The following is a 22,354-nucleotide window of genomic DNA, read 5'->3' on the forward strand; positions in this document are numbered from 1 at the left end:
AGCAGAAGAGAACCGTGACGAACGAACGCCGGGTGCTGGTCCACCCCGACAAAGAATCCTTGGGTGCGTCCGTGGCCGCCCGCTTCATCACCAAGATCATCGACGTGCTCGAAGAGCAGAACTATGCGTCGGTCGTCGTGAGCGGTGGGTCGGTCAGCACCCTCGTTCTGGCGGCCATCAACGCGTCGCCGGCCCGCGACAGCGTCGACTGGTCCAAGGTCTCGATCTGGTGGGCGGACGAACGCTGGGTCCCGTCGGGTGACGCCGATCGCAACGACACCCAGGCCGGCATCGACCTGCTCGACCACATCGGCCTGCTGCCCGAGAACGTTCACCGATTCGGTGCCGTGGGTGACTTCGACGACGTCGAGGCGGCTGCCGCGGCCTATCGTGCGGACCTGCTCGAGCACGCTCAGGCCGACGACGCGGCGCCGAGGTTCGACATCACGTTGCTCGGCGTGGGTCCCGACGGCCACGTCGCGTCACTCTTTCCCGACAAGGCGCAGATCCGGCAATCGGAGCCCACCGTGCTCACCATCGACGACTCCCCGAAGTCGCCGCCGGTGCGCCTGACACTGAGCCTCCCGGTGATCAACAACTCGCAGCGCGTCTGGATGATCCTCGCCGGGGCCGAGAAGGCCTCGTCCCTGGGGCTCGCCCTGGCCGGCGCCGGCGCGGACCAAGTCCCGGTGGCGGGTGTCAAGGGGCGCAAGCGAACGGTCTTCTTCGTCGATCAGGATGCTGCGGCGGAGGTCCCCGAGAATCTCATCGCCTCGACGTATTGAGTGCGGGTCCGGGCTGAGTATCCCGGCAGGACGAAGGGCCCCGCAGCGGATAGCTGCGGGGCCCTTCGTCGTTGCCCAAAGTCGAGAGATGCCTACGAGGCACGTCCGACCCGTCAGGCCTTGCCGCGGCGGACCCTCAATTGCTGAAGGGCCTCTTCGAGGAGCTGTTCGGCCTCTTCTTCGGTCCGTCGCTCTTTGACGTACGCGAGGTGCGTCTTGTACGGTTCGAGTTTGGCGACCGTCGGTGGATTGGCCTTGTCGCGGCCTGCCGGAAGACCGCTCGAGGGCGAGTCGACCGTTTCGGGGATCTCTTCATCTGGCACGTTCGCCGCGAAGTGACGGACGACCTCGTTGCCAAGGGCATCCCAGTACGAGATGGTGATCCGCTCGGCATGGAAGCCACGGTCCTGTTCGCCCATGGGACCCGCGCCAACGCGTGAACCACGGATTGCACTACCGCCGGAGGCCATCAGCTGACCGCCGCGAACTTGGTGATGAGGCCGAGGACCACGATGCACGTGATCCACACGAGACCCAGGAACACGGTGATGCGGTTGAGGTTGCGCTCGGCGACGCCGGAGGCTCCGAGGTTACTCGTGACACCACCGCCGAACATGTCGGACAGACCGCCGCCGCGACCGCGGTGGAGCAGGATGAGGAGGGTCAGCAGGAGGCTCGTGATGCCGAGCAACACCTGCAGGATGACCTGGAGAATTTCCACGTAGGACCTTTCGATGCGGTGAGACCGCTGACCAGTATAGCCGCGAGAGGTCGCCCCCCGGGGAGGTCGAATCGGAGGGGCGTCGTCGAGAGACGCCCCTCGACTCAGACGCCGACGTGCGCCTGGAAGCGGACGATGCTGGCGAACTCTGAGACATCGAGGCTCGCTCCGCCGACGAGGGCTCCGTCGACGTTGGGCTCACGCATGAACGAGGCGATGTTCGTCGATTTGACGGATCCACCGTAGAGGATGCGGGTCGCGGCCGCGGCATCCGGTCCGACGAGCTCGACGAGCGCCACGCGCAGGGCTGCGCAGACCTGCTCGGCCTGCTCGGCCGTCGCGGCCTGACCGGAGCCGATCGCCCAGACGGGCTCGTAGGCCACGACGATCTCGGCGGACGCCGGCACCTGGGCGAGAGCGGCCCGGAGCTGAGCCACCGGAACCGCGCTCGGTCCGTGCTGCTCGAGGTCGTCGGCGGTTTCACCGACGCAGATGACGGGAACGAGACCCGTCCGGTGGGCCGCGGCGACCTTCGTCGCCACGACCTCGTCGTCCTCGGCATGGAGCGTCCGACGCTCCGAGTGCCCGACCAGGACGTAACGGACGTCGAGCTTGGCCAGGAACTGACCGGAGACCTCGCCCGTGTAGGCACCCGAGTCGTGGGCGGACAGGTCCTGGGCTCCGAGAGCCAGCTCGAGCTTGTCGGCGTCGAGCAAGGTCTGCACGCTACGCAGGTCGGTGAACGGCGGGAACACCGCGGTCTCGACGGACGTGAAGTCGTGTTTGGCGTCCTTGAGGGACCAAGCGAGCTTCTGGACGAACGCGATCGCCTGCAGGTGATCGAGGTTCATCTTCCAGTTGCCGGCGATGAGGGGGGTGCGTGTGGTCACCATCCGAGGACCTCCAGTCCGGGGAGTCGTTTGCCCTCGAGGAACTCGAGGCTGGCTCCACCACCGGTGGAGATGTGGCCGAACTGCTCGTCCGAGAAGCCCAGGGCCCGAACGGCCGCTGCCGAGTCGCCGCCACCGACGACGCCAAGACCCGAGACACGGGTCAGAGCGTCGGCGACCGACTTGGTTCCGTGCGCGAAGGCCGGGAATTCGAAGACTCCCATGGGTCCGTTCCAGAAGACCGTGGACGACGTCTGGACGATCTCGGCGAACCGGGCCGCCGTCTCGGGGCCGATGTCCAGCCCGAGTGCGTCCGAACCCAACGGGGAGGACTCGATGCCGTCCGAGGCCACCACGGTGTGCTCAGCGTCTGCGCTGAAGGACGAGGCGACCACGACGTCGACGGGAAGCACGAGGTTGACGCCTCGACGCGCCGCTTCGTCCACGTACCCTCGGACACGGTCGAGCTGGTCCTTCTCGAGCAGGCTCTTGCCGACCGGAAGTCCCTGGGCGGCGAGGAACGTGAACAGCATGCCGCCGCCGATGAGCAGGTTGTCGACCCGTGGCAGCAGATGTTCGATGACACCGAGTTTGTCCGAGACCTTCGAGCCGCCGAGGACGACCGTGTAGGGCCGCACGGGATTCTCGGTGAGTTTGTCGAGCACCTCGAGTTCGCGTGAGATCAACGTTCCCGCCGCACTCGGCAGGAGCGCAGGCAGTTCGTAGACGCTCGCCTGCTTGCGGTGTACGACGCCGAAACCGTCGGAGACGAAGACGTCACCGAGTTCGGCCAGACGGCGAGCGAACTCCTGGCGCTCCGACTCGTCTTTCGAGGTCTCTGCGGCGTTGTACCGCAGGTTCTCGAGCACCACGACTTGGCCGTCGGCCAGGCCGTCGACCGCTGCGGTGGTCTCGTCGCCGACGGTGCTCGCCGCGAAGGCGACGCTCTTCCCGAGCAGTTCGCTGAGTCGCTGCGCGACCGGTCGCAGGCTGTACTCGGCTTTGGCCTCGCCGTCGGGACGACCGAGGTGGGCGATGACGACCACCCTCGCCCCCTGGTTGATCAGCAGGTCGAGGGTCTCGAGGGAGGCACGGATGCGCCCGTCGTCGGTGATCTCGCCGTCTTTCAGTGGGACGTTGAGGTCGCATCGGACGATGACGCGTTTGCCCGACAGGGGGCCGAGTGAATCGAGGGTGCGCAGGCTCATGGCTTCGTTTCAGGTTGGAGGACGGCGCCCCGGCCCTGGAGGGCCGAGGCGCCGAGATCGGTCTAGAGGCGGTCGGCCACGTACTTCGTCAGGTCGACGAGTCGGTTCGAGTAGCCCCACTCGTTGTCGTACCACGAGGTGATCTTGACGAGGTTGCCGATGACTTTGGTGAGGCCCGAGTCGTAGATCGACGAGTGCGGGTCGGTCGTGATGTCGGTCGACACCAGGGGGTCCTCGGAGTAGGCCAGGATGCCCTTGAGTTCACCTTCGGCGGCAGCCTTGTAGGCGGCGTTGATCTGCTCGACCGTCACCGGGCTGCTGGTCTCGAGGGTCACGTCCGTGATCGAGCCGGTGGGAACGGGCACGCGCAGGGCGTAGCCGTCGAGCTTGCCGGCGAGCTCGGGGATGACGAGGCCGATGGCCTTCGCGGCACCGGTCGACGTCGGGACGATGTTGAGCGCCGCGGCCCGGGCACGACGGGGGTCCTTGTGCGGGCCGTCCTGCAGGTTCTGGTCGGCCGTGTAGGCGTGGACGGTCGTCATCAGACCGCGCTCGACACCGAAGTTGTCGAGGAACACCTTCATCAGGGGCGCGAGGCTATTGGTCGTGCACGACGCGTTCGAGATGATGTGGTGGTTGGCGGGGTCGTAGATGCCCTCGTTCACACCCAGCACGATGGTGGCGTCGTCACCGGTGGCCGGAGCCGAGATGAGGACCTTCTTCGCGCCGGCCGTGATGTGCTTGCGGGCGTCCTCGGCCTTCGTGAAGAAGCCGGTCGACTCGACGACGATGTCGACGCCCAACTCGCCCCAGGGCAGGTTGGCGGGGTCGCGCTCGGCGAGCACCTTGATCGGCTTGCCGTCGACGACGATCGAGTCACCGTCCAGCTCGACGGTGGCGTCGAGGCGACCGGTGATCGAGTCGAACTTGAGGAGGTGCGCGAGGGCGGCGTTGTCGGTCAGGTCGTTGACGGCGACGATCTCGATGTCGGTGCCTTTGGCGAGCGCCGCGCGGAAGTAGTTACGGCCGATGCGACCGAAGCCGTTGATGCCGATCTTGACGGTCAATGAAACTCCTGATGATCAGGCGTCGTGGGGACGCGTGGAGGGTGTGGGCGACCAGGCCCGTGGCGTCGCCCGAACTCTCGATGACCTCGGGTCGGACACCGTTTACGACAGTAGCAGCAGCCCTCTGCAAATCGTTGTCCCGTGACGTGACGGGACACCCTGACGGACCTCAGTCGAGGTCGAGGTCGTTCGGCAGGTTGGCGTCCGTACCGGGCAGGCCCAGGTCGCTGGCCTTCTTGTCGGCCATGGCGAGGAGGCGCCGGATGCGCCCCGCGACGGCGTCCTTGGTCATCGGGGGGTCGGCGTGGTGGCCGAGTTCGTCCAGGCTGGCGTCACGATGGGCGAGGCGGAGTTCGCCCGCGTACTTGAGGTGGTCGGGGATGTCGTCACCGAGCAGCTCCATGGCTCGATCGACCCGGGCGCAGGCGGCCACGGCTGCTTGAGCCGAACGCCGCAGGTTGGCGTCGTCGAAGTTGACGAGACGGTTGGCCGTCGCGCGCACCTCACGTCGCTGGCGCATCTCTTCCCAGTCGGTGACGCTCTGCTCGGCGCCCATGACCTTGAGCATGGTGCCGATCGCCTCGCCGTCTCGGATGATGACGCGATGCACGCCTCGGACCTCACGGGCCTTGGCGGCGATGCCGAGTCGGCCGGCCGCACCGACGAGCGCCATGGCGGTCTCGTTGCCCGGGCAGACGACCTCGAGGGACGCGGAGCGGCCCGGATCGGTCAGCGAACCTTGGGCGAGGAAGGCGCCTCGCCAGATGGCGGCGAGGTCGTCACGCGAGCCGGTCGTGAGCCGGTTGGGCAGGCCACGCACCGGTCGCCGACGGGCATCCATGAGCCCGGTCTGACGGGCCAGCGTCTCGCCGGCCTCGTGCACCCGCACGAGGAACCCGGGGGTCCGTCGGGTGCCGGAAGGCGCCGTCATGGCGACGTCGCTGCGAGCCCCGTACAGCTCGGCGAGGTCTTTCCGGACACGTCGGGCGATCAGGGCCGAGTCGAGCTCGGCCTCGACCGCGATCCGACCGGAGATGAGGTGCAGTCCCCCGGCGAAGCGGAGGACTGTGGCGAGCTCGGCGGCCCGGATCGTCGTCCTGCTCACCTCGACGCGGGCGAGTTCTTCTTTGACGTCGGCAGTCTGGGCCACTCCGGTTGTTCCTTTTCGTCAGGTCGACTTGTCGTCGGTTCACGGGCGTGCTGAAGGACCTCGGTGGGTCATTCTCGGCCGAGGTCGCGGTGTTTCACGCTGACGGCCACGCCGGGGAGTCCACGCAGACGCGCCGCCAGTTCACCCACGAGGGTGACCGATCGATGTTTGCCCCCGGTGCAGCCAATGGCGATCGTAGCGTGTCTCTTGTTCTCACGCTGATAGCCCGACAGCACGGGGACGAGCGAGGCGGCGAAGGCGTCGACGAACTCCCGTGCCCCGTCTTGCTGCATGACGTACGTCGTGACCGGCTCGTCGAGCCCCGACTGCTGCCGGAGCGCGGGCACCCAGAACGGGTTGGGGAGGAATCGCGCGTCGCCCACCATGTCGGCGTCGGTGGGCAGGCCGTACTTGAACCCGAAGCTGAGGACGGTCACCTGCACGCCGGCGCGGTCCGACTCGGCGAACTTCTCGGAGATCGTCGTGGCCAGCTGGTGGATGTTCAGTTCGGACGTGTCGATGATCACATCGCTGGTCTCGCGCAGTTCTTCCATTCGCGCACGCTCGGCGAGGATGCCGTCGAGCAACGTGCCGTCGCCCTGCAGCGGGTGCGGCCGCCGGACCTGCTCGAAACGCCGGACCAACGCCGCGTCGGTCGCGTCGAGGAAGAGCACGCGCACCTTGCTGGGCATGCTCGCCCGAAGGGTGCGGACGGCCTCCTGCGCCTCGCTAAACAAACGTCCCCCTCGGACGTCGACCACGGCCGCGATCTTGGGGAGCGAGTCCCCCGCGCGTTCGGCGAGGTCGAGCAGGGGGCGCAGCATCTGGGCAGGCAGGTTGTCCACCACGTACCAGTCGAGGTCTTCGAGGGCGTTGCCGACGGTCGACCGTCCTGCGCCGGACATGCCCGTCACGATCAGGACCTCTTGCTGTTCGCTGGCGTCGCTCATGTCGGTGGTGTCCTCCGGGTCGGCGGGCGGTGCATCGAGTCTAGGCGGGGCTCGTGGGGGGCACGCCGTCGTCGGCCGTCACGTCCTCGGCCCCGCGGAGCCGTTCGACGACCGCTGCGGCGAGCGTCGGGCCGATGCCGCGGATCGCCGAGATGTCGGCCGCCTCGGCGTCCTTCAGTCTCTTGACCGAGCCGAAGTGCTTCAAGAGGACAGCGACCCGAGAGGGCCCCAGCCCCGGTATCTCGGCGAGTTGTGTCGAGATGTCCCGCTTGCGCCGTTGTCTTTGGTGCGTGATCGCGAACCGGTGCGCCTCGTCGCGGATGCGTTGGATGAGGAACAGTGCGTCGCTGTTGCGCGGCAGGATGACCGGGAAGTCGTCGTCGGGCAACCAGATCTCTTCGAGCCGTTTGGCGATGCCGCACAGCGCGATGTCGGTGACGCCGGCGTCCTCGAGGGCCCGCCGGGCCGCCGCCACCTGAGGTTGTCCGCCGTCGACGATCAACAGGTTGGGGCGGTACGCGAAGCGCTTGCGCTGCTCGCCCACCTCTTCGACGGGCGCGAGTTCGTCGTCGAGCCGTGAGAGACGGCGGCTCAGGGTCTGGTAGATGGACTCGGTGTCGTCGGTCGACTGCGGGATGTTGAAACGTCGGTACTGGTCCTTGCGGGGCAGACCGTCTTCGAACACCACCATCGAGGCGACGATGTTCGTGCCCGAGAGGTGGGACACGTCGTAGCACTCCATGCGCAGGGGTGCGTCGCTCATGCCGAGGGCCTCCTGGATGTCGGCCAGGGCCGTCGACCGGGTGGCGAAATCGGCGCTGCGACGGGTCTTGTAGAGCATGAGTGATTGCTGCGCGTTGAGGGTCGCCGTCTGCATCAGGTTGGCCTTCTCACCGCGCTGTGCCGTATGGATCTGCACCCGTCCGCGCCTGCGGAGGGAACTCAACACGCTCTCGAGGGCGTCGTTGTCGTCCGGTGTCTCGGTGACGACGATCTCACGGGGCAGTTCGGCGCCGGCGGTGTAGATGCCCTGCAGGACCTGCTCGACGAGGTCGCCGGTCGAGATGTCGATCTCTTTGTCGACGACCCATCCGCGGGAGCCGCGGATTCGGCCACCCCTCACCGTGAAGAGCTGTACGGCGGCCGCCAGCTCGTCCTCGGCGAGGGCGAAGAGGTCGAGGTCGACGTTGTCGCGCAGGACGACCGCCGACTTGTCGAGTACCGCCTCGAGAGCTTGTACCTGGTCCCGATAGGCCGCAGCGTCCTCGAAACGCTGCTCGAGGGCGGCCGTCCTCATGGACCGCTGCAGGTCGGCGATCACCTTCTTGTCGTAGCTGCCCATGAACTTGACGAACTCGTCGACGACGGCCCGGTGCTCGTCGATCGACACCTTGTGGGAGCAGGGACCCCCGCAACGACCGATCTGCCCGGGGAAGCAGGGCTTGCCCGTCTGCATCGCCTTCTTGTAGCTGCTGTCGGAGCAGGTGCGGATGGGGAAGACCTTGATCATTAGGTCGATGGTGTCGTGGACCGCCCAGATCTTCGGGTAGGGCCCGAAGTACTTGGCCCCCTTGATGCGCGGGTTGCGCGTGACCATGACCCGCGGAGCCTCGTCGGCCAGGGTCACGGCCATGAACGGATAGGTCTTGTCGTCACGGAACTTGACGTTGAACGGCGGATCGAACTCTTTGATCCACGTGTACTCGAGCTGGAGCGCCTCGATGTCGCTGCCCACGACGGTCCACTCGACCGATCGAGCGGTCAGGACCATCCGACGGGTGCGTTCGTGGAGAGAGGGCAGCGGCGCGAAGTAGTTGCTCAGCCGGGCCCGGAGGTTCTTGGCCTTGCCGACGTAGAGGACCCTCCCCCGCTCGTCACGCCAGCGGTAGACGCCGGGGTCGGTCGGGATCTCGCCCGCTTTCGGACGCCAGGAGACGGTGTTGCTCATCGTGCTTCGACGGCCTCCCGACGGCGCGTCGACGTGGGCTTCTTCTTCTGGACTCGGGGCACGGTGTGTCCCGACTCGAGGATCTCCTTCAAGAAGACGCCGGTGTGACTCTCGGGCACGGTGGCGAGGTGCTCGGGCGTGCCGGTGGCGATGACGGTACCGCCACCCGCGCCTCCTTCGGGGCCCATGTCGATCAGCCAATCGGCGGACTTGATGACGTCGAGGTTGTGCTCGATCGTGATCACGGTGTTGCCCTTCTCGACGAGGCCGTTCAGCACGAGCAGGAGCTTGCGGACGTCTTCGAAGTGCAGACCCGTGGTGGGCTCGTCGAGCACGTAGACGCTGCGCCCGTTGGATCTCTTCTGCAGCTCGGTCGCGAGCTTGACGCGCTGGGCCTCGCCACCACTCAACGTGGTGGCGCTCTGACCGAGTCGCACGTAGCCGAGGCCGACGTCGACCAGGGTCGACATGAACCGCGAGATGGCCGAGATGGGGGCGAAGAACTCGGCGGCCTCGCTGATCGGCATCTCGAGGACCTCCGAGATGTTCTTGCCCTTGTACCGCACCGCCAGGGTGTCGCGGTTGTACCGCGCGCCGCCGCAGACCTCGCACGCCACGTAGACGTCGGGCAGGAAGTTCATCTCGATCTTGATGGTGCCGTCACCCGCGCAGTTCTCGCAGCGGCCGCCCTTGACGTTGAAGCTGAACCGCCCCGGCAGGTAGCCGCGGGCCTTCGCATCGGTCGTCTCGGCGAAGAGGGTGCGGATGCGGTCGAAGACGCCCGTGTAGGTCGCGGGGTTCGAGCGAGGGGTGCGGCCGATGGGCGCCTGGTCCACGTGGACGACCTTGTCGAGGGCGTCGAGCCCCGTGACACGGGTGTGCTTGCCGGGGATCTGACGGGCTCCGTTGAGCTGGTTCGCCAGGACCTTGTACAGGATGTCGTTGACGAGTGAGGACTTGCCGGAACCACTGACGCCCGTCACGGCGACGAAGGTGCCCAGGGGGAAATCGACGGTGACGTCGCGCAGGTTGTTGGCCTTGGCGCCCACCACCGAGATCATGCGCTTCTTGTCGACGGGACGACGGCTGGTCGGGGTCTCGATGGAGCGCCGCCCGGCGAGGTAGTCGCCCGTGTACGAGTCGGTGTTCGCCACGAGGTCCTCGTAGCTGCCCGAGTGCACGACCGTGCCGCCGTTGACGCCGGCACCCGGACCGATGTCGACGACCCAGTCGGCCGTCTTGATGGTGTCCTCGTCGTGCTCGACGACGATCAGCGTGTTGCCGAGATTCTTCAGTTTGACCAGCGTGTCGATCAGTCTGCGGTTGTCCCGCTGGTGCAGGCCGATGCTCGGCTCGTCGAGGACGTAGAGCACCCCGGTGAGGCCCGAGCCGATCTGGGTCGCGAGTCGGATGCGCTGGGCCTCGCCACCCGAGAGCGACCCGGCGGCGCGGGCCAGCGAGAGGTACGTGAGACCCACCTCGAGCAGGAACTCGAGCCGGACACGGATCTCACGAAGGACCTGGGCAGCGATGCGCGCCTCGCGGGTCGTGAGGGTGAGGCCGTTCATGAACTCGAATGCGTCGGCGAGGCTCAGCTCGGACACGGTCGCGATATCGTTCCCGTCGACCAGAACCGCGAGGACCTCGGGCTTCAGTCGCTTGCCCTTGCAGACGACGCACGGGATCTCGCGGAGGTAGGACGCGTAGCGCTGGCGCTGCGTGTCGGTCTCGGCCTCGGCGTACTTGCGTTCGATGTAGGGCATCACGCCCTCGAAACCGGTCGAGTACGTCATCTCACGCCCGAAGCGGTTACGCCACTTGACCGTGACCTCGAAGTCGTTGCCCTGCAGGACGGCCTGCTGGATCTTCTCGGGCAGGTCGTGCCACGGGGTCTTGAGGCTGAAGCCGAGATCGCCGGCCAGGCCCTCGAGGAGCTTCTGGAAGTAGTTGTAGAGCCCCTTGCCGGACTGGGTCCAGGGGAGGATGACACCGTCGGCGAGGCTGAGCTCCGGGTCGCCGAGCAGCAGATCGGAGTCGACCGACATCTTGGTGCCGAGACCGGAGCATTCGGGGCAGGCGCCAAAGGGCGCGTTGAACGAGAACGTCCGGGGCTCGATCTCGGTGAGCTGGACCGGGTGGTTGTTCGGGCACGAGAGCTTCTCGGAGAACGTCCGGTATTTGCCGGCCGCGCCCTCGTCGGTGTCGACGAAGTCGATCGTGACCAGGCCGTCGGTCAGGCGGAGGGCGGTCTCGAGGGAATCGGTCAGACGCGTCAGTGCCTGATCGGAGGCGACGAGGCGATCGACCACGACCGAGATGTCGTGCTTGATCTGCTTCTTCAGCTTGGGCGGCGAACTGAGCTGGATCTGCTCACCGTCGACGATGGCCCGGGAGTACCCCGTGGACGCGAGCTCGGCGAACAGGTCGACGAACTCGCCCTTCTTCTGCGAGACCACGGGGCTCAGCACCTGGTAGCGGGTGCCCGTCTCGAGGGTCATGAGCTGGTCGGCGATCTGTTGCACGCTCTGCTTGCTGATCTTCTCGCCGCAGACGGCGCAATGCGGCACGCCGATGCGTGCCCAGAGGAGGCGCATGTAGTCGTAGATCTCGGTGATCGTGCCGACCGTCGACCGCGGGTTGCGGTTCGTGGACTTCTGGTCGATCGAGACCGCGGGGCTGAGACCTTCGATGAAGTCCACGTCGGGCCGGTCGACCTGGCCCAGGAACTGCCGCGCGTAGGCGGACAGCGACTCGACGTACCGTCTTTGCCCCTCGGCGAAGATCGTGTCGAACGCGAGGGACGACTTGCCGGAGCCGGACAAACCGGTGAAGACGACCAACGAGTCACGTGGGATCTCGAGGTCGACGTTGTTCAGGTTGTGCACTCGGGCACCCCGGACGCTCAGCGTGGAGGAACCTTCTACAGGGGAGATGGACACTCTTACCATTCTGTCGATGTGGACGACGCTCGTCGTCGTGGCGGGCAGGCCCGCAGGGGATGCAGCCGGCGGCGCGGGTTCAGGGGGCCGGGGACGAGATGACCGGCTGGACGCCCGTCAGGCCGGCCGACACCTGCCACAGACGGGCTGCGACCGACTCGTCGCGGGTGTGACGTTTGGCGGGCACGCGAGCCGGGGCGCCGGTCAGCTGGAACCATCCGGCCGGACCCCAGTATTCCCCGCCGACGACGTCTTCGCCCGCGAGGGCGTGGACGAGGGGCTCTGCGCCGACCTCTTTGCCCTGGGAGAACGTGTGCATCATCGAGGTGAGGACGGCGGGAGGACGGCGAGGCTCGACCACGGGCGGGCGTGGGTCGCTGAGCGACTCCCACGAGAACCCGGGGTGGGCGACGACGCTCGAGACGGATGATCCGGCGGCCCGGAGGCGCCGGTCGAGGTCGAACCCGAAGGTCATCACCGCGAGCTTGGATCGTGCGTAGGCCACGGCCCCCGAGTAGCTCGAGACCATCATGGGATCGTCGAGGTCGAGTCGCACCCACCGGTGGCTGATGCTGCCGAGGTGCACGACCCGCGCCCTCCCGGCCGACTCGAGTGCCGGAAGAAGATGCGAGACCAGCGCGAAGTGCCCGAGGTGGTTGGTGCCGAACTGGAGCTCGAATCCGTCGGTCGTGGTCTGACGCCGACGGGAACCCACGACGCCGGCGTTGGCCAGCAGGCCGTCGACCGGCCCCCCGGCGGAGATGGCGGACGCACCCGTGCGGACCGACGCCAGGTCGGCGAGGTCGAGGGCGACGGTGTCGACGTCCGCCCCCGGCACGCGGACGCGCAGGAGATCGGCGGCCCGGACGGCTCTCTCGGCATCGCGGGCCGCGAGGACGACCTGATGACCGGCCGCGACGAGCCGCTCGGCCGAGTAGTAGCCGAGACCCGCGGTCGCACCCGTGACGACGACACGGCGACGATCACCGGGCATGACCGGCCGCCTCCATCTGCCGCAGGTCTTTCTTCAGATCGGCGACCTCGTCGCGGAGCCGGCCGGCCAACTCGAACTTGAGCTCGGCCGAGGCCTGCAGCATCTGCTCGTTGAGGTCGGCGATGATGGCTTCCAGACCGTTCGCCGCGCTGGCCGCCTTGCCTTCGCGGCGGAGGTTCGGCGTGGGGGCGCGCTTGCCGCCTTGCCGATCGGCGAGGAGACGAGCGGTGTCGGCGCCCTCTCGGGCCAGGACCTCGGTGATGTCGGCGATCTTCTTCCGCAGCGGCTGGGGGTCGATTCCGCGCTCGAGGTTGTAGGCCACCTGCTTCTCACGACGCCGGTCGGTCTCTTCGAGAGCCTGTTTCATCGAGTCGGTCATGACATCGGCGTACATGTGCACCTGGCCCGACACGTTGCGGGCCGCACGACCGATGGTCTGGATGAGCGACGTCGACGAGCGGAGGAAGCCCTCTTTGTCGGCGTCGAGGATGGCGACGAGTGACACCTCGGGGAGGTCGAGGCCCTCACGGAGAAGGTTGATGCCGACGAGCACGTCGTAGACCCCCTGGCGCAGTTCGGTCAGCAGTTCGACCCGACGAAGCGTGTCGACGTCGGAGTGCAGGTACCGTACACGCACGCCGGCCTCGGTGAGGAAGTCGGTGAGTTCTTCGGCCATCTTCTTGGTCAGGGTGGTGACCAGGACGCGTTCGTCGATCTCGACCCGTGTGCGGATCTCTTCGAGCAGGTCGTCGATCTGACCCGCGGACGGCTTGACCACGATCTCGGGATCGATGAGCCCGGTGGGTCGGATGATCTGCTCGACCACGCTGTCGGTGATGCCCAACTCGTATTTGCCGGGTGTCGCCGAGAGGTAGACCTTCTGGCCGACCCGGTCGAGGAACTCCTCGAACTTCAGCGGTCTGTTGTCGAGGGCACTCGGCAGCCGGAAGCCGTGGTCGACGAGGGTGCGCTTGCGTGACGCGTCGCCCTCGTACATGGCACCGATCTGAGGCACGGTGACGTGCGATTCGTCGATCACCACGAGCAGGTCGTCGGGGAAGTAGTCGAGCAGGCAGTGTGGCGCCTCGCCGGGCGCTCGACCGTCGATGTGCGCCGAGTAGTTCTCGATGCCGTTGCAGAAGCCGATCTGTTCCATCATCTCGAGGTCGAAGGTCGTGCGCATGCGCAGACGCTGGGACTCGAGGAGCTTGCCCTGCTTGTCGAGCTCGTCGAGGCGGGTGGCGAGTTCGTCCTTGATGGTGCCGATCGCTCGATGCATGACGTCGGTGCCCGCGACGTAGTGCGACCCCGGGAAGACCGACACGGCGTCCATCGTCCGGACCACGTCGCCCGTGAGCGGGTGGAGGGCGTAGAGGGCCTCGATCTCGTCGCCGAACATCTCGATGCGGATGGCGAGCTCTTCGTACATGGGGATGATCTCGATGGTGTCGCCCCGTACGCGGAAGTTGCCGCGGGAGAAGTCGATGTCGTTGCGCTGGTACTGCATCGAGACGAAACGGCGGATCAGCGTCTCGCGGTCGATCCGCATGCCGACTTGGAGGGCGATCATGGCCTCCATGTAGCCCTCGGGGGTGCCTAGACCGTAGATGCACGAGACCGTCGAGACGACGATGACGTCGCGGCGGCTCAGCAGGGAGTTCGTCGTCGAGTGCCGCAGGCGCTCGACCTCGGCGTTGACGGAGCTGTCCTTCTCGATGAAGGTGTCGGTCTGCGGGACGTAGGCCTCGGGCTGGTAGTAGTCGTAGTACGACACGAAGTACTCGACGGCGTTGTTCGGGAAGAGTGACCGGAACTCGTTCGCCAACTGGGCCGCGAGCGTCTTGTTGTGGGCCAGGACGAGCGTGGGGCGCTGCACCTGTTCGACGAGCCAGGCCGTGGTCGCCGACTTGCCTGTTCCGGTGGCGCCCAGCAGGACGACGTCGGTCTCACCGGCGTTGATGCGCCCCGCCAGCTCGGCGATGGCGGCCGGCTGGTCGCCGCTGGGTTCGAACTCACTGATGACTTCGAACGGGCGGACGCTACGGGTCGGTTCCATGGATTCCAGCTTACGAGGGACCACCGACACTCGTATCCGGGGAGGCTGCCCGCTTCGCCGCTGACAGCGAACGCAGCCGGTCGTAGAGGTCGTCGGCCTGCTCCATCGTGTGCTCGAGTGAACCGGACGAGTCGACGACGACGTCCGCGACGGCGAGCCGCGTCCGGTCGTCCGCTTGCGCGTCCACCCGGCGCCGCGCCTCCTCGTCGCTCATCCCCCGCAGTTCGACGAGTCGCCTCAGACGCACCTCGCGAGGGGCGTGCACGACGACCACCAGGTCGAAGCCGTCGGTGCCCCGTGCTTCGACGAGGAGCGGTACGTCGTAGACCACGACGCGTTCCGGGTCGTCAGCGACGGCGTCGGCCATGCGCCGGGCCGAGAGAGCGTGCACGGCCGGGTGAGTGATCCCCTCGAGATCGCGGCGGGCGGCAGGGTCGGCGAAGACGACGGCCCCCAGAGCGGCCCGGTCGAGGGAGCCGTCGGGTTGCAACACGACGGACCCGAAGCGGGCGACCACGGCCTCGAGTCCTGCCGACCCGGGCTCGACCACCTCGCGGGCGAGGGCGTCGGCGTCGACGTGTGCGGCCCCTCGTTCCGCTAGTCGACGGGCCACGACCGACTTGCCGGCCGCGATGCCACCGGTCAATCCACAGACGAACACGACGTCGAGACTACGCCGGGAACGCCGGAAGGCGGCTCCCCCGGGGAGGAACCGCCTTCTGGTCGAGACCCGTGGGACTCAGTTGTTGTTCGACAGCTTCTCGCGCAGAGCCGCCAGCGACTCGTCGTCGGCGAGGGTGCCGGCACCCGAAGCGGACTCGGCCGAGAACGACGAACCCGTGGGAGCGTCGAACGTCGTCTCTTCGACGAGCGAGGCAGCGACCTGCTTCTTGTGGGCTTCCCAGCGCGCCTGGGCCGCAGCGTAGTCCTGCTCCCACTTCTCGCGCTGCGAGTCGAAGCCCTCGCGCCACTCGTTCGTCTCGGGGTCGAAGCCCTCGGGGTACTTGTAGTTGCCCTGGTCGTCGTACTCGGTGAGCATGCCGTAGAGCGCCGGGTCGAACTCGGTGCCCTCGGGGTCGACGCCCTCGTTGGCCTGCTTGAGGCTCAGCGAGATGCGACGGCGGTCGAGGTCGATGTCGATGACCTTGACGAACACCTCGTCGCCGACGGCGACGACCTGCTCGGCCAACTCGACGTGCTTCGCCGACAGCTCGGAGATGTGCACGAGGCCCTCGATGCCGTCGGCCACGCGGACGAACGCACCGAAGGGGACGAGCTTCGTGACCTTGCCCGGAGCGACCTGGCCGATCGCGTGCGTACGTGCGAACACCTGCCACGGGTCTTCCTGGGTGGCCTTGAGCGAGAGCGACACGCGCTCACGGTCGAGGTCGACCTCGAGGATCTCGACGGTGACCTCTTGGCCCACCTCGACGACCTCGCTGGCGTGCTCGATGTGCTTCCAGCTGAGCTCGCTGACGTGCACGAGACCGTCCACGCCGCCGAGGTCGACGAACGCACCGAAGTTGACGATCGAGGAGACGACGCCCTTGCGGACCTGGCCCTTGTGGAGGTTGTTCAGGAATGTGGTGCGGCTCTCGGACTGCGTCTGCTCGAGCAGCGCACGGCGTGACAGGACCACGTTGTTGCGGTTCTTGTCGAGCTCGAGGATCTTGGCCTCGATCTCTTGGCCCAGGTAGGGCGTGAGGTCGCGGACGCGGCGCAGTTCGATGAGCGAGGCGGGGAGGAAGCCTCGGAGGCCGATGTCGACGATGAGGCCACCCTTGACGACCTCGATGACCGTACCGGTGACGACGCCGTCGGCGTCCTTGATCTTCTCCACGTCGCCCCAGGCACGCTCGTACTGAGCGCGCTTCTTGGACAGGATCAGGCGGCCTTCTTTGTCTTCCTTCTGGAGGACGAGGGCTTCGACCGTGTCGCCGACCTCGACGACCTCGGTGGGGTCGACGTCGTGTTTGATCGAGAGTTCACGCGAGGGGATGACACCCTCGGTCTTGTAGCCGACGTCGAGGAGAACCTCGTCGCGGTCGATCTTCACGACGGTGCCTTCGATGAGGTCGCCGTCGTTGAAGAACTTCAGGGTCTTCTCGACCGCGGCCAGGAAGTCATCAGCGGATCCGATGTCGTTGATGGCGACCTGCTTGGGTGCCTTGGTCGTTACGGTTGTCATGTAGTTAGTGCTCCAGTACGGGCATGAATCGGGCCGTGCTCGTCCCTCGAACGGTGTTCGGGAGGATGTGTCGAACGCGGCGTGCGGAAAGATCGACGCAGATAGCGCTCGATCATCTTAGCGCGGTGCCGCAGGTGCGGGCAACGGCGTGTCGAGAGCCGGGACTGCTCACGCCAGGAGGGCCCGCCGGAGCGTGTCGAGCCCGACCCCGCCCAACCGCAGGGCGTCCCGGTGGAAGGCCTTCACGTCGAACGCGTCGCCGTCCCGCCGGGCACGTTCGGCGCGGAGGTCCTCCCAGATGCGCTGACCGACCTTGTACGACGGTGCCTGCCCCGGCCAGCCGAGGTACCTGTCGACCTCGAAGCGCACGAACCCGGTGTCCATGTTGACGTTGTCCGACATGAAGGTGAAGGCGTTCGTCGCGTCCCAGGTGCCCCCGCCGGCCGGGAAGGGCTTGCCGAGGTGGACGCCGATGTCGAGCACGACGCGCGCCGCGCGCATGCGCTGACCGTCGAGCATGCCCAACCGGTCGCCCGGGTCGCCGAGCCAGCCGAGCTCGTCCATCAGCCGCTCCGCGTAGAGCGCCCACCCTTCGGCGTGCCCCGAAGTCCCCGCCAACTGTCGACGCCAGGTGTTCAGCGTGGCCCGGTCGTAGACGGCCTGGCCGAGTTGCAGATGGTGGCCCGGGACGCCCTCGTGGAAGACCGTGGTCGTCTCACGCCAGGTGCCGAAGCGGGTGACGCCCTCGGGCACCGACCACCACATGCGGCCGGGTCGCGAGAAGTCGTCACTGGGGCTCGTGTAGTAGATGCCGCCGTCCTTCGTCGGCGCGATGCGGCACTCGAGCCGACGAACCGGCTCGGGGATGTCGAACTGCTCCCGTCCCAGCTCGGCGACGGCCCGGTCGCTGAGCCCCTGCATCCAGGCGCGGAGCGCGTCGGTGCCGTCGAGTTGGCGTGCGGGGTCTGCATCGAGCAACTCGATGGCCCGCGAGACCGACGCCCCGGGTTCGATCTGCCGGGCGACCGCCTCTTGTTCGCTCGTCATCCGGGCCAGCTCGTCGATCCCCCACTCGTAGGTCTCGTCGAGGTCGACCGTCGCTCCGAGGAACCGCCGCGAGTGCAGGGCGTACGCGTCACGCCCGACGGCGTCGACGGCGTTGGCTACGGGGAGCAGCTCGTCGAGCAGGAACCGCCGCAGGTCGACGTAGGCCTGAGCGGCCGACGAAGCGCCCGAGGTGAGGTCGCGAGCCAGCGCCGTGCCGGGTTCGCTGCCGTCGCCGAGCCGGGCACCGTCCACGAACTCGGCGAAGAACCCGTCGTCGGCACCGATGCGAGCGCATTGTTCGGCCACCTTCTCGACCTGGCGCCGGGCGGGGGTCACTCCCCCGGCGATGCCGGAACGCAACGTCTCCACGTACTGGTCGACGGCGGTCCGTACCCGGCCGAGGCGGGACGCGACGTCGACCCAGTCGCCTTCCGACCCGGTCGGCATCAGGTCGAACACCTCGCGGATGCCCTGCGCGGGCGACGCGATGACGTTGAGGTCGCGCAGTTCGAGTCTCTGCTCGGCGTACTCGAGGTCGAGTTCGAGCTCGCTCGTCAGGTCGTCCCGGGTGACGCGGTCGACGTCGTCGACGGGGGTGGTGCTCCGCAGTTCGGCCAGCGTGGCCCGGACCGCCTCGACGCGGCGGGCGTGACCGTCGGGCGAGTAGTCGCCGTACTCACCGGTCCGGCCCTCACGGCCGATCCAGGTCGCGGTGGTGGGGTCGAGCTCGCAGAGGGTGTCCACCCACCGCTCGGCGACCCCGTCGACGGGGGTCGGTGTGCGAGGGGTCGGCGTCGTCGCGGGATCGGTCATGCCGACGAGCCTAGTGACGCAGGAGGCGCGGGGCGGTGGGTCCCGCACCGCGCCTCCTCGGGGCCCCGACGACGAACGGGGCGCCCACCGACTCTCGTCGGCGGGCGCCCCGTTCTCTGGCTGGTGTCTAGTCCTTGTCGAGGTCGGTCGCGAGGAGCGCGACGAGCTCGTCGAGAGCGGCTTCGGCGTTGTCGCCCTCGGTCGCGACGACGACCTCTTCACCGTGGCCGATGCCCAGCGAGAGCACGCCGAGGATGCTGGCGGCGTTGACGCTCTTGCCGGCCGCGGAGGTCAGCGTGACCTTGGCGCCGGTCTTGCCGGCGGCCTGGCTGAACAACGAGGCGGGACGGGCGTGCAGCCCGACGCTCGAGGCGATGGTGACGGAACGTTCTGGCATGTCTTCTCCTCAGAAGGGGGTGGGGGTCAGTCGTCGTCGTCGGTCGACGCGAGCAACTCGTAGACCTCGGCGGTCGTGGTCGATCCGCGCAACGCCGCGGCCTTGTCGGGGTCCATCAGGATGCTGGCGAGCTGGCTGAGGATGGCGATGTGGCCGTTGCCCTTGGCGGCGATGCCGACCGTCACCGAGACCTCGTTGCCGTCCCAGTCGACCGGGGTCGGGAACCGCAGCACGACGAGGGCATCCTCTTTGACCGAGTCCTTGCCGGCGAGGGTGCCGTGCGGAATCGCCACACCCTCGCCGACATAGGTGGACACCGAGTTCTCACGCTCGAACATCGCGTCGACGTAGGTCTCGTCGATCGCGCCCGCGTCGATGAGCGCCTGGCCCGTCTTGCGGATGGCCTCGTCACGCGAGGCGGCGATCTCGTCGAGTCGGATGGACGACTCGGCGAGGAGCGCCGAGAGCTCGGGTGCCTGCTGGTCGGTCATCGTCAGACCTCGACCGTCGAGCCGTCCTGGATCGCCTTGACGACCTTGGCGACGTTGGGGTCTCCCATGAACAACTGGAACGGCACGACGGGCACGTTCGGCACGACGCCGCGAGCGCGCTCGGCCAGGTTGTTCTGGGTGACGACGACGTCGGCGTCCGACGGGATCGACGCGACGGGCGAGTGCTCGACGGTGACACCGCTCTTCTTCAGCTGCTTCTTGAGCGTGGACGCCAGCATGACGCTGCTGCCCATGCCCGCGTCGCACGCGACGATGAGTTTCTTGATGCTGGAACCGTCGAGGGTTGCCATGACCTTCTCCTTGTGTGGTGGTGGTGCTGCCTGGTGGTGCAGTGGGCTAGGCGGTGGGTGCCGCAGTGCCCTTGCTGGTGGCCTTGTTGGACGCGGTGGCGGCCTGGGCGTCGGCGAGAGCCTGCTCCTGCGCGGCGGAGTCCTCGGCACGGGCCTCGCGGTTCTCCTTGCGACCGAAGCCCATCAGGAGGGACGAGACGACGAACGAGACGGCCGCCGACAGCAGGATACCCAGGTAGATCGGGAGAAGGTCCCCACGGGCTGCGACGAGCGTGTAGGCGATGATGCTGCCGGGCGAGGCGGGGCCGACGAGGCCGACGTTGAACAGCGCGAAGGTCGCGATGCCGGTCGCGCCACCGAGGATTGCGGCGACGAGCAGGATCGGCTTCATGAGCACGTACGGGAAGTAGATCTCGTGGATGCCACCGAAGAAGTGCACGATGATCGCGGCGGGAGCCGAGGGGCGGATCGCGCGCGGACCGAAGAACAGGAACGCGAGCAGGATGCCGAGGCCGGGGCCGGGGTTCGACTCGAGCATGAAGAGGATCGACTTGCCGGTCTCCTGCACCTGGGTGCCGCCGAGCGGGGTCAGGATGCCCTGGTTGATAGCGTTGTTGAGGAAGAGCACCTTGGCCGGCTCGATGATGATCGAGGCGAGGGGAAGCAGACCGCGGTCGACGAGGAAGCCGACGGCGCCGCCGAAGACGTTCGTGATGGCGGTGGTGACGGGGGCCAGCCCGAAGAACGACAGGACCGCCATGGCCCCACCGATGATGCCGAGCGAGAAGTTGTTGACGAGCATCTCGAAGCCGGACTTGATGCGTCCGTCGACCAGACGGTCGAACTGCTTCAGGACCCAGGCGGAGAGGGGGCCGACGATCATCGCGCCGAGGAACTGCGGCACGTCGGTGGCGACGATGACGCCCATGACGGCCACGGCACCGATGACGGCACCGCGCTGGCCGTGCACCATGCGACCACCGGTGTAGGCGATCAGGATCGGCAGCAGGTAGGTGATGATCGGGCCGACGAGGCCGGGCCACGGGGTGCCGTCGGACATCTCGCCGAAGCCGCCGAGCTGCGGCACCGGCGTCCAGCCGGTCTGGATGAAGAGGGCCGTGATGAGGCCCCAGGCGATGAAGGCGCCGATGTTCGGCATGATCATGCCGGCCAGGAAGCCGCCGAAGCGCTGGACGCGCGCTCGGGCTCCCGTACCGGTGACGGTGGGCGTGAATTCGGACATGGTGTCGAGTTCTCCTTGTTCTCTCAGCGACGAGAGGAGTGGGGGGTGAGGGAGGTGGTGCGAGGTGCTGTGGTGCGTCGGGGTGGTACGAGGGTGGCCGAGCGGAGTCGCGTCATGCGATCACGACCCGCGGTCCGGCCTGTTCGACGTCGTCGGCCAGTTCGGCGTCCACGCCGGAGTCGGTGATGACGGTGTCGACGTCTGTGAGGGGCGCGACCTTGGCGAAGTCCTCGCGACCGAACTTGGTGTGGTCGGCGAGGACGACCGTGCGTCGCGAGGCGCCGATGAGCGCGCGCTTGACCCGCGCCTCCGCGAGATCAGGGGTGCTGATGCCGCGTTCGACCGACACGCCGTTCGTGCCGATGAACGCCACGTCGGCGAAGACGTCGGCGATCTGGGCTCGCGTCCAGTCCCCCACGGCAGAGTACGTGCGGGTGCGAATGAGACCCCCGAGCAGGTGCAGTGTGACGTTCGGACGGCTGATCAGGATGGTGGCGACGGCGAGGGAGTGCGTCACCACGGTCAGCTCGCGGTCGAGGGGGAGCAGTTCGGCGAGGCGGATGGTCGAGGTGCCGGCGTCGACGATGATCGAGCCGCCGTCGGGCAGTTCGTCGAGCGCTGCCCGGGCGATGCGCTCCTTCTCGGAGGCGGCCGTGCCCTCGCGGTCGACCACGGGAGGCTCGATGCCGAGCCGCTCGACGGCGATGGCACCCCCGTGCACGCGGCGCAGGACTCCTCGGCGCTCGAGGGCCGTCAGGTCGCGGCGCACGGTCTCGGGCGCGACGGAGAGCTCTCGTGCGAGACCGGCGACCTCGACCCGGCCCCGGGACAGGGCCGTGTCGAGGATCTGCTGGTGACGCTCCGGTGCGTACATGGGAGACCTCGTCGTCGGACTGCTCGGTCGCCTCGGGGCTGACCGGTGGTGCGGAAGTGCGGAAGGAGTTCAACTGCTGTTGATCTGCGCTTATATAAGTCCGTTTGTGTGGCTCGGTCAAGTCTGTGCCGCGTGTCGTGTCCGTTTGTGCCCGAGTCGGGGGACGTTTCGATGCCTGATGGGCAGCGGAATGCCCGCCGAACGGGCATCTAGCGCCCGAGCGGGGCCCGACCGGGCGGAGAATCCGGACCCGATGATGCGGGTCCCCGAGAACCAGGGGCG

20 protein-coding genes are annotated in these 22,354 nt (G+C 67.5%); 1 reads left to right on the forward strand and 19 read right to left on the reverse strand.

All coding sequences use genetic code 11. The features are described from left to right. Nucleotides 1-14 precede the first annotated feature (14 nt). Complete coding sequence (gene pgl / locus EDF50_RS02080; RefSeq protein WP_123517759.1) at nucleotides 15-785, forward strand: 6-phosphogluconolactonase; 771 nt, start codon at nucleotides 15-17, stop codon at nucleotides 783-785. 113 nt (nucleotides 786-898) lie between these two features. Here pgl and EDF50_RS02085 read toward each other — a convergent pair whose 3' ends face one another. The 19 genes from EDF50_RS02085 to EDF50_RS02175 form a co-directional block, all read right to left on the reverse strand. Further along, entirely contained in the window at nucleotides 899-1,255 is a 357-nt protein-coding gene (locus tag EDF50_RS02085; protein ID WP_043595011.1) for an RNA polymerase-binding protein RbpA, read from the reverse strand. Further along, a complete protein-coding gene (gene secG / locus EDF50_RS02090) occupies nucleotides 1,255-1,506 on the reverse strand; it encodes a preprotein translocase subunit SecG (protein WP_043595012.1) in 252 nt (83 codons plus the stop codon). Before secG ends, EDF50_RS02085 begins: the two co-directional genes overlap by 1 nt. A gap of 104 nt (nucleotides 1,507-1,610) precedes the next feature. After that, on the reverse strand, nucleotides 1,611-2,399 hold the full coding sequence (tpiA, locus tag EDF50_RS02095; protein WP_123517761.1) for a triose-phosphate isomerase: 789 nt from the start codon (nucleotides 2,397-2,399) through the stop codon (nucleotides 1,611-1,613). After that, on the reverse strand, nucleotides 2,393-3,604 hold the full coding sequence (gene pgk / locus EDF50_RS02100; protein WP_123517763.1) for a phosphoglycerate kinase: 1,212 nt from the start codon (nucleotides 3,602-3,604) through the stop codon (nucleotides 2,393-2,395). The genes tpiA and pgk overlap by 7 nt, the downstream gene beginning before the upstream one ends. A gap of 62 nt (nucleotides 3,605-3,666) precedes the next feature. Continuing rightward, complete coding sequence (gene gap / locus EDF50_RS02105) at nucleotides 3,667-4,671, reverse strand: type I glyceraldehyde-3-phosphate dehydrogenase (protein WP_123517765.1); 1,005 nt, start codon at nucleotides 4,669-4,671, stop codon at nucleotides 3,667-3,669. A gap of 169 nt (nucleotides 4,672-4,840) precedes the next feature. Further along, nucleotides 4,841-5,821 (reverse strand): DNA-binding protein WhiA, encoded by a 981-nt coding sequence (gene whiA / locus EDF50_RS02110; protein ID WP_123517766.1) that lies wholly within the window; start codon nucleotides 5,819-5,821, stop codon nucleotides 4,841-4,843. A gap of 68 nt (nucleotides 5,822-5,889) precedes the next feature. After that, on the reverse strand, nucleotides 5,890-6,771 hold the full coding sequence (rapZ, locus tag EDF50_RS02115) for an RNase adapter RapZ (protein ID WP_123517768.1): 882 nt from the start codon (nucleotides 6,769-6,771) through the stop codon (nucleotides 5,890-5,892). Between the two features lie 40 nt (nucleotides 6,772-6,811). Beyond that, nucleotides 6,812-8,719, reverse strand: coding sequence for an excinuclease ABC subunit UvrC (gene uvrC / locus EDF50_RS02120; protein ID WP_123517770.1), 1,908 nt, complete (start codon nucleotides 8,717-8,719; stop codon nucleotides 6,812-6,814). Beyond that, on the reverse strand, nucleotides 8,716-11,667 hold the full coding sequence (uvrA, locus tag EDF50_RS02125) for an excinuclease ABC subunit UvrA (RefSeq protein ID WP_123517771.1): 2,952 nt from the start codon (nucleotides 11,665-11,667) through the stop codon (nucleotides 8,716-8,718). The genes uvrC and uvrA overlap by 4 nt, the downstream gene beginning before the upstream one ends. A 70-nt stretch (nucleotides 11,668-11,737) precedes the next feature. Next, on the reverse strand, nucleotides 11,738-12,652 hold the full coding sequence (locus EDF50_RS02130; RefSeq protein WP_123517773.1) for an SDR family NAD(P)-dependent oxidoreductase: 915 nt from the start codon (nucleotides 12,650-12,652) through the stop codon (nucleotides 11,738-11,740). Beyond that, nucleotides 12,642-14,708, reverse strand: a complete 2,067-nt coding sequence (uvrB, locus tag EDF50_RS02135) for an excinuclease ABC subunit UvrB (protein ID WP_123517774.1) — start codon at nucleotides 14,706-14,708, stop codon at nucleotides 12,642-12,644. Before uvrB ends, EDF50_RS02130 begins: the two co-directional genes overlap by 11 nt. A 10-nt stretch (nucleotides 14,709-14,718) precedes the next feature. After that, complete coding sequence (gene coaE, locus EDF50_RS02140) at nucleotides 14,719-15,369, reverse strand: dephospho-CoA kinase (protein WP_123517776.1); 651 nt, start codon at nucleotides 15,367-15,369, stop codon at nucleotides 14,719-14,721. Between the two features lie 78 nt (nucleotides 15,370-15,447). Beyond that, entirely contained in the window at nucleotides 15,448-16,896 is a 1,449-nt protein-coding gene (gene rpsA / locus EDF50_RS02145; RefSeq protein ID WP_043592805.1) for a 30S ribosomal protein S1, read from the reverse strand. Nucleotides 16,897-17,064: 168 nt separating this feature from the next. Continuing rightward, a complete protein-coding gene (locus tag EDF50_RS02150) occupies nucleotides 17,065-18,756 on the reverse strand; it encodes a DUF885 domain-containing protein (RefSeq protein WP_123517778.1) in 1,692 nt (563 codons plus the stop codon). 127 nt (nucleotides 18,757-18,883) lie between these two features. Next, on the reverse strand, nucleotides 18,884-19,153 hold the full coding sequence (locus tag EDF50_RS02155; RefSeq protein WP_123517779.1) for an HPr family phosphocarrier protein: 270 nt from the start codon (nucleotides 19,151-19,153) through the stop codon (nucleotides 18,884-18,886). 26 nt (nucleotides 19,154-19,179) lie between these two features. Then, nucleotides 19,180-19,644 (reverse strand): PTS sugar transporter subunit IIA, encoded by a 465-nt coding sequence (locus tag EDF50_RS16885; protein ID WP_123517780.1) that lies wholly within the window; start codon nucleotides 19,642-19,644, stop codon nucleotides 19,180-19,182. Between the two features lie 2 nt (nucleotides 19,645-19,646). Next, nucleotides 19,647-19,955: a PTS lactose transporter subunit IIB gene (locus EDF50_RS16890; RefSeq protein ID WP_054146078.1), complete on the reverse strand. Its 309-nt coding sequence runs from the start codon at nucleotides 19,953-19,955 to the stop codon at nucleotides 19,647-19,649. 46 nt (nucleotides 19,956-20,001) lie between these two features. Further along, a complete protein-coding gene (locus EDF50_RS16895; protein ID WP_123517782.1) occupies nucleotides 20,002-21,198 on the reverse strand; it encodes a PTS mannitol transporter subunit IICB in 1,197 nt (398 codons plus the stop codon). A gap of 112 nt (nucleotides 21,199-21,310) precedes the next feature. Next, on the reverse strand, nucleotides 21,311-22,072 hold the full coding sequence (locus EDF50_RS02175; RefSeq protein WP_123517783.1) for a DeoR/GlpR family DNA-binding transcription regulator: 762 nt from the start codon (nucleotides 22,070-22,072) through the stop codon (nucleotides 21,311-21,313). Nucleotides 22,073-22,354 lie beyond the last annotated feature (282 nt).

This window comes from Frigoribacterium sp. PhB24, assembly GCF_003755185.1.
Taxonomy (GTDB): domain Bacteria; phylum Actinomycetota; class Actinomycetes; order Actinomycetales; family Microbacteriaceae; genus Frigoribacterium.

Bases quoted from the DNA above. Each gene is read 5' to 3' on its own strand.
- EDF50_RS16895 (WP_123517782.1), bottom strand. From the start codon at position 21,198: ATGTCCGAATTCACGCCCACCGTCACCGGTACGGGAGCCCGAGCGCGC.
- EDF50_RS02155 (WP_123517779.1), bottom strand. From the start codon at position 19,153: ATGCCAGAACGTTCCGTCACCATCGCCTCGAGCGTCGGGCTGCACGCC.
- EDF50_RS02175 (WP_123517783.1), bottom strand. From the start codon at position 22,072: ATGTACGCACCGGAGCGTCACCAGCAGATCCTCGACACGGCCCTGTCC.
- pgk (WP_123517763.1), bottom strand. From the start codon at position 3,604: ATGAGCCTGCGCACCCTCGATTCACTCGGCCCCCTGTCGGGCAAACGC.
- EDF50_RS02150 (WP_123517778.1), bottom strand. From the start codon at position 18,756: ATGACCGATCCCGCGACGACGCCGACCCCTCGCACACCGACCCCCGTC.
- rpsA (WP_043592805.1), bottom strand. From the start codon at position 16,896: ATGACAACCGTAACGACCAAGGCACCCAAGCAGGTCGCCATCAACGAC.
- uvrA (WP_123517771.1), bottom strand. From the start codon at position 11,667: ATGGTAAGAGTGTCCATCTCCCCTGTAGAAGGTTCCTCCACGCTGAGC.
- EDF50_RS16890 (WP_054146078.1), bottom strand. From the start codon at position 19,955: ATGGCAACCCTCGACGGTTCCAGCATCAAGAAACTCATCGTCGCGTGC.
- uvrB (WP_123517774.1), bottom strand. From the start codon at position 14,708: ATGGAACCGACCCGTAGCGTCCGCCCGTTCGAAGTCATCAGTGAGTTC.
- EDF50_RS02085 (WP_043595011.1), bottom strand. From the start codon at position 1,255: ATGGCCTCCGGCGGTAGTGCAATCCGTGGTTCACGCGTTGGCGCGGGT.
- rapZ (WP_123517768.1), bottom strand. From the start codon at position 6,771: ATGAGCGACGCCAGCGAACAGCAAGAGGTCCTGATCGTGACGGGCATG.
- EDF50_RS16885 (WP_123517780.1), bottom strand. From the start codon at position 19,644: ATGACCGACCAGCAGGCACCCGAGCTCTCGGCGCTCCTCGCCGAGTCG.
- uvrC (WP_123517770.1), bottom strand. From the start codon at position 8,719: ATGAGCAACACCGTCTCCTGGCGTCCGAAAGCGGGCGAGATCCCGACC.
- EDF50_RS02130 (WP_123517773.1), bottom strand. From the start codon at position 12,652: ATGCCCGGTGATCGTCGCCGTGTCGTCGTCACGGGTGCGACCGCGGGT.
- tpiA (WP_123517761.1), bottom strand. From the start codon at position 2,399: ATGGTGACCACACGCACCCCCCTCATCGCCGGCAACTGGAAGATGAAC.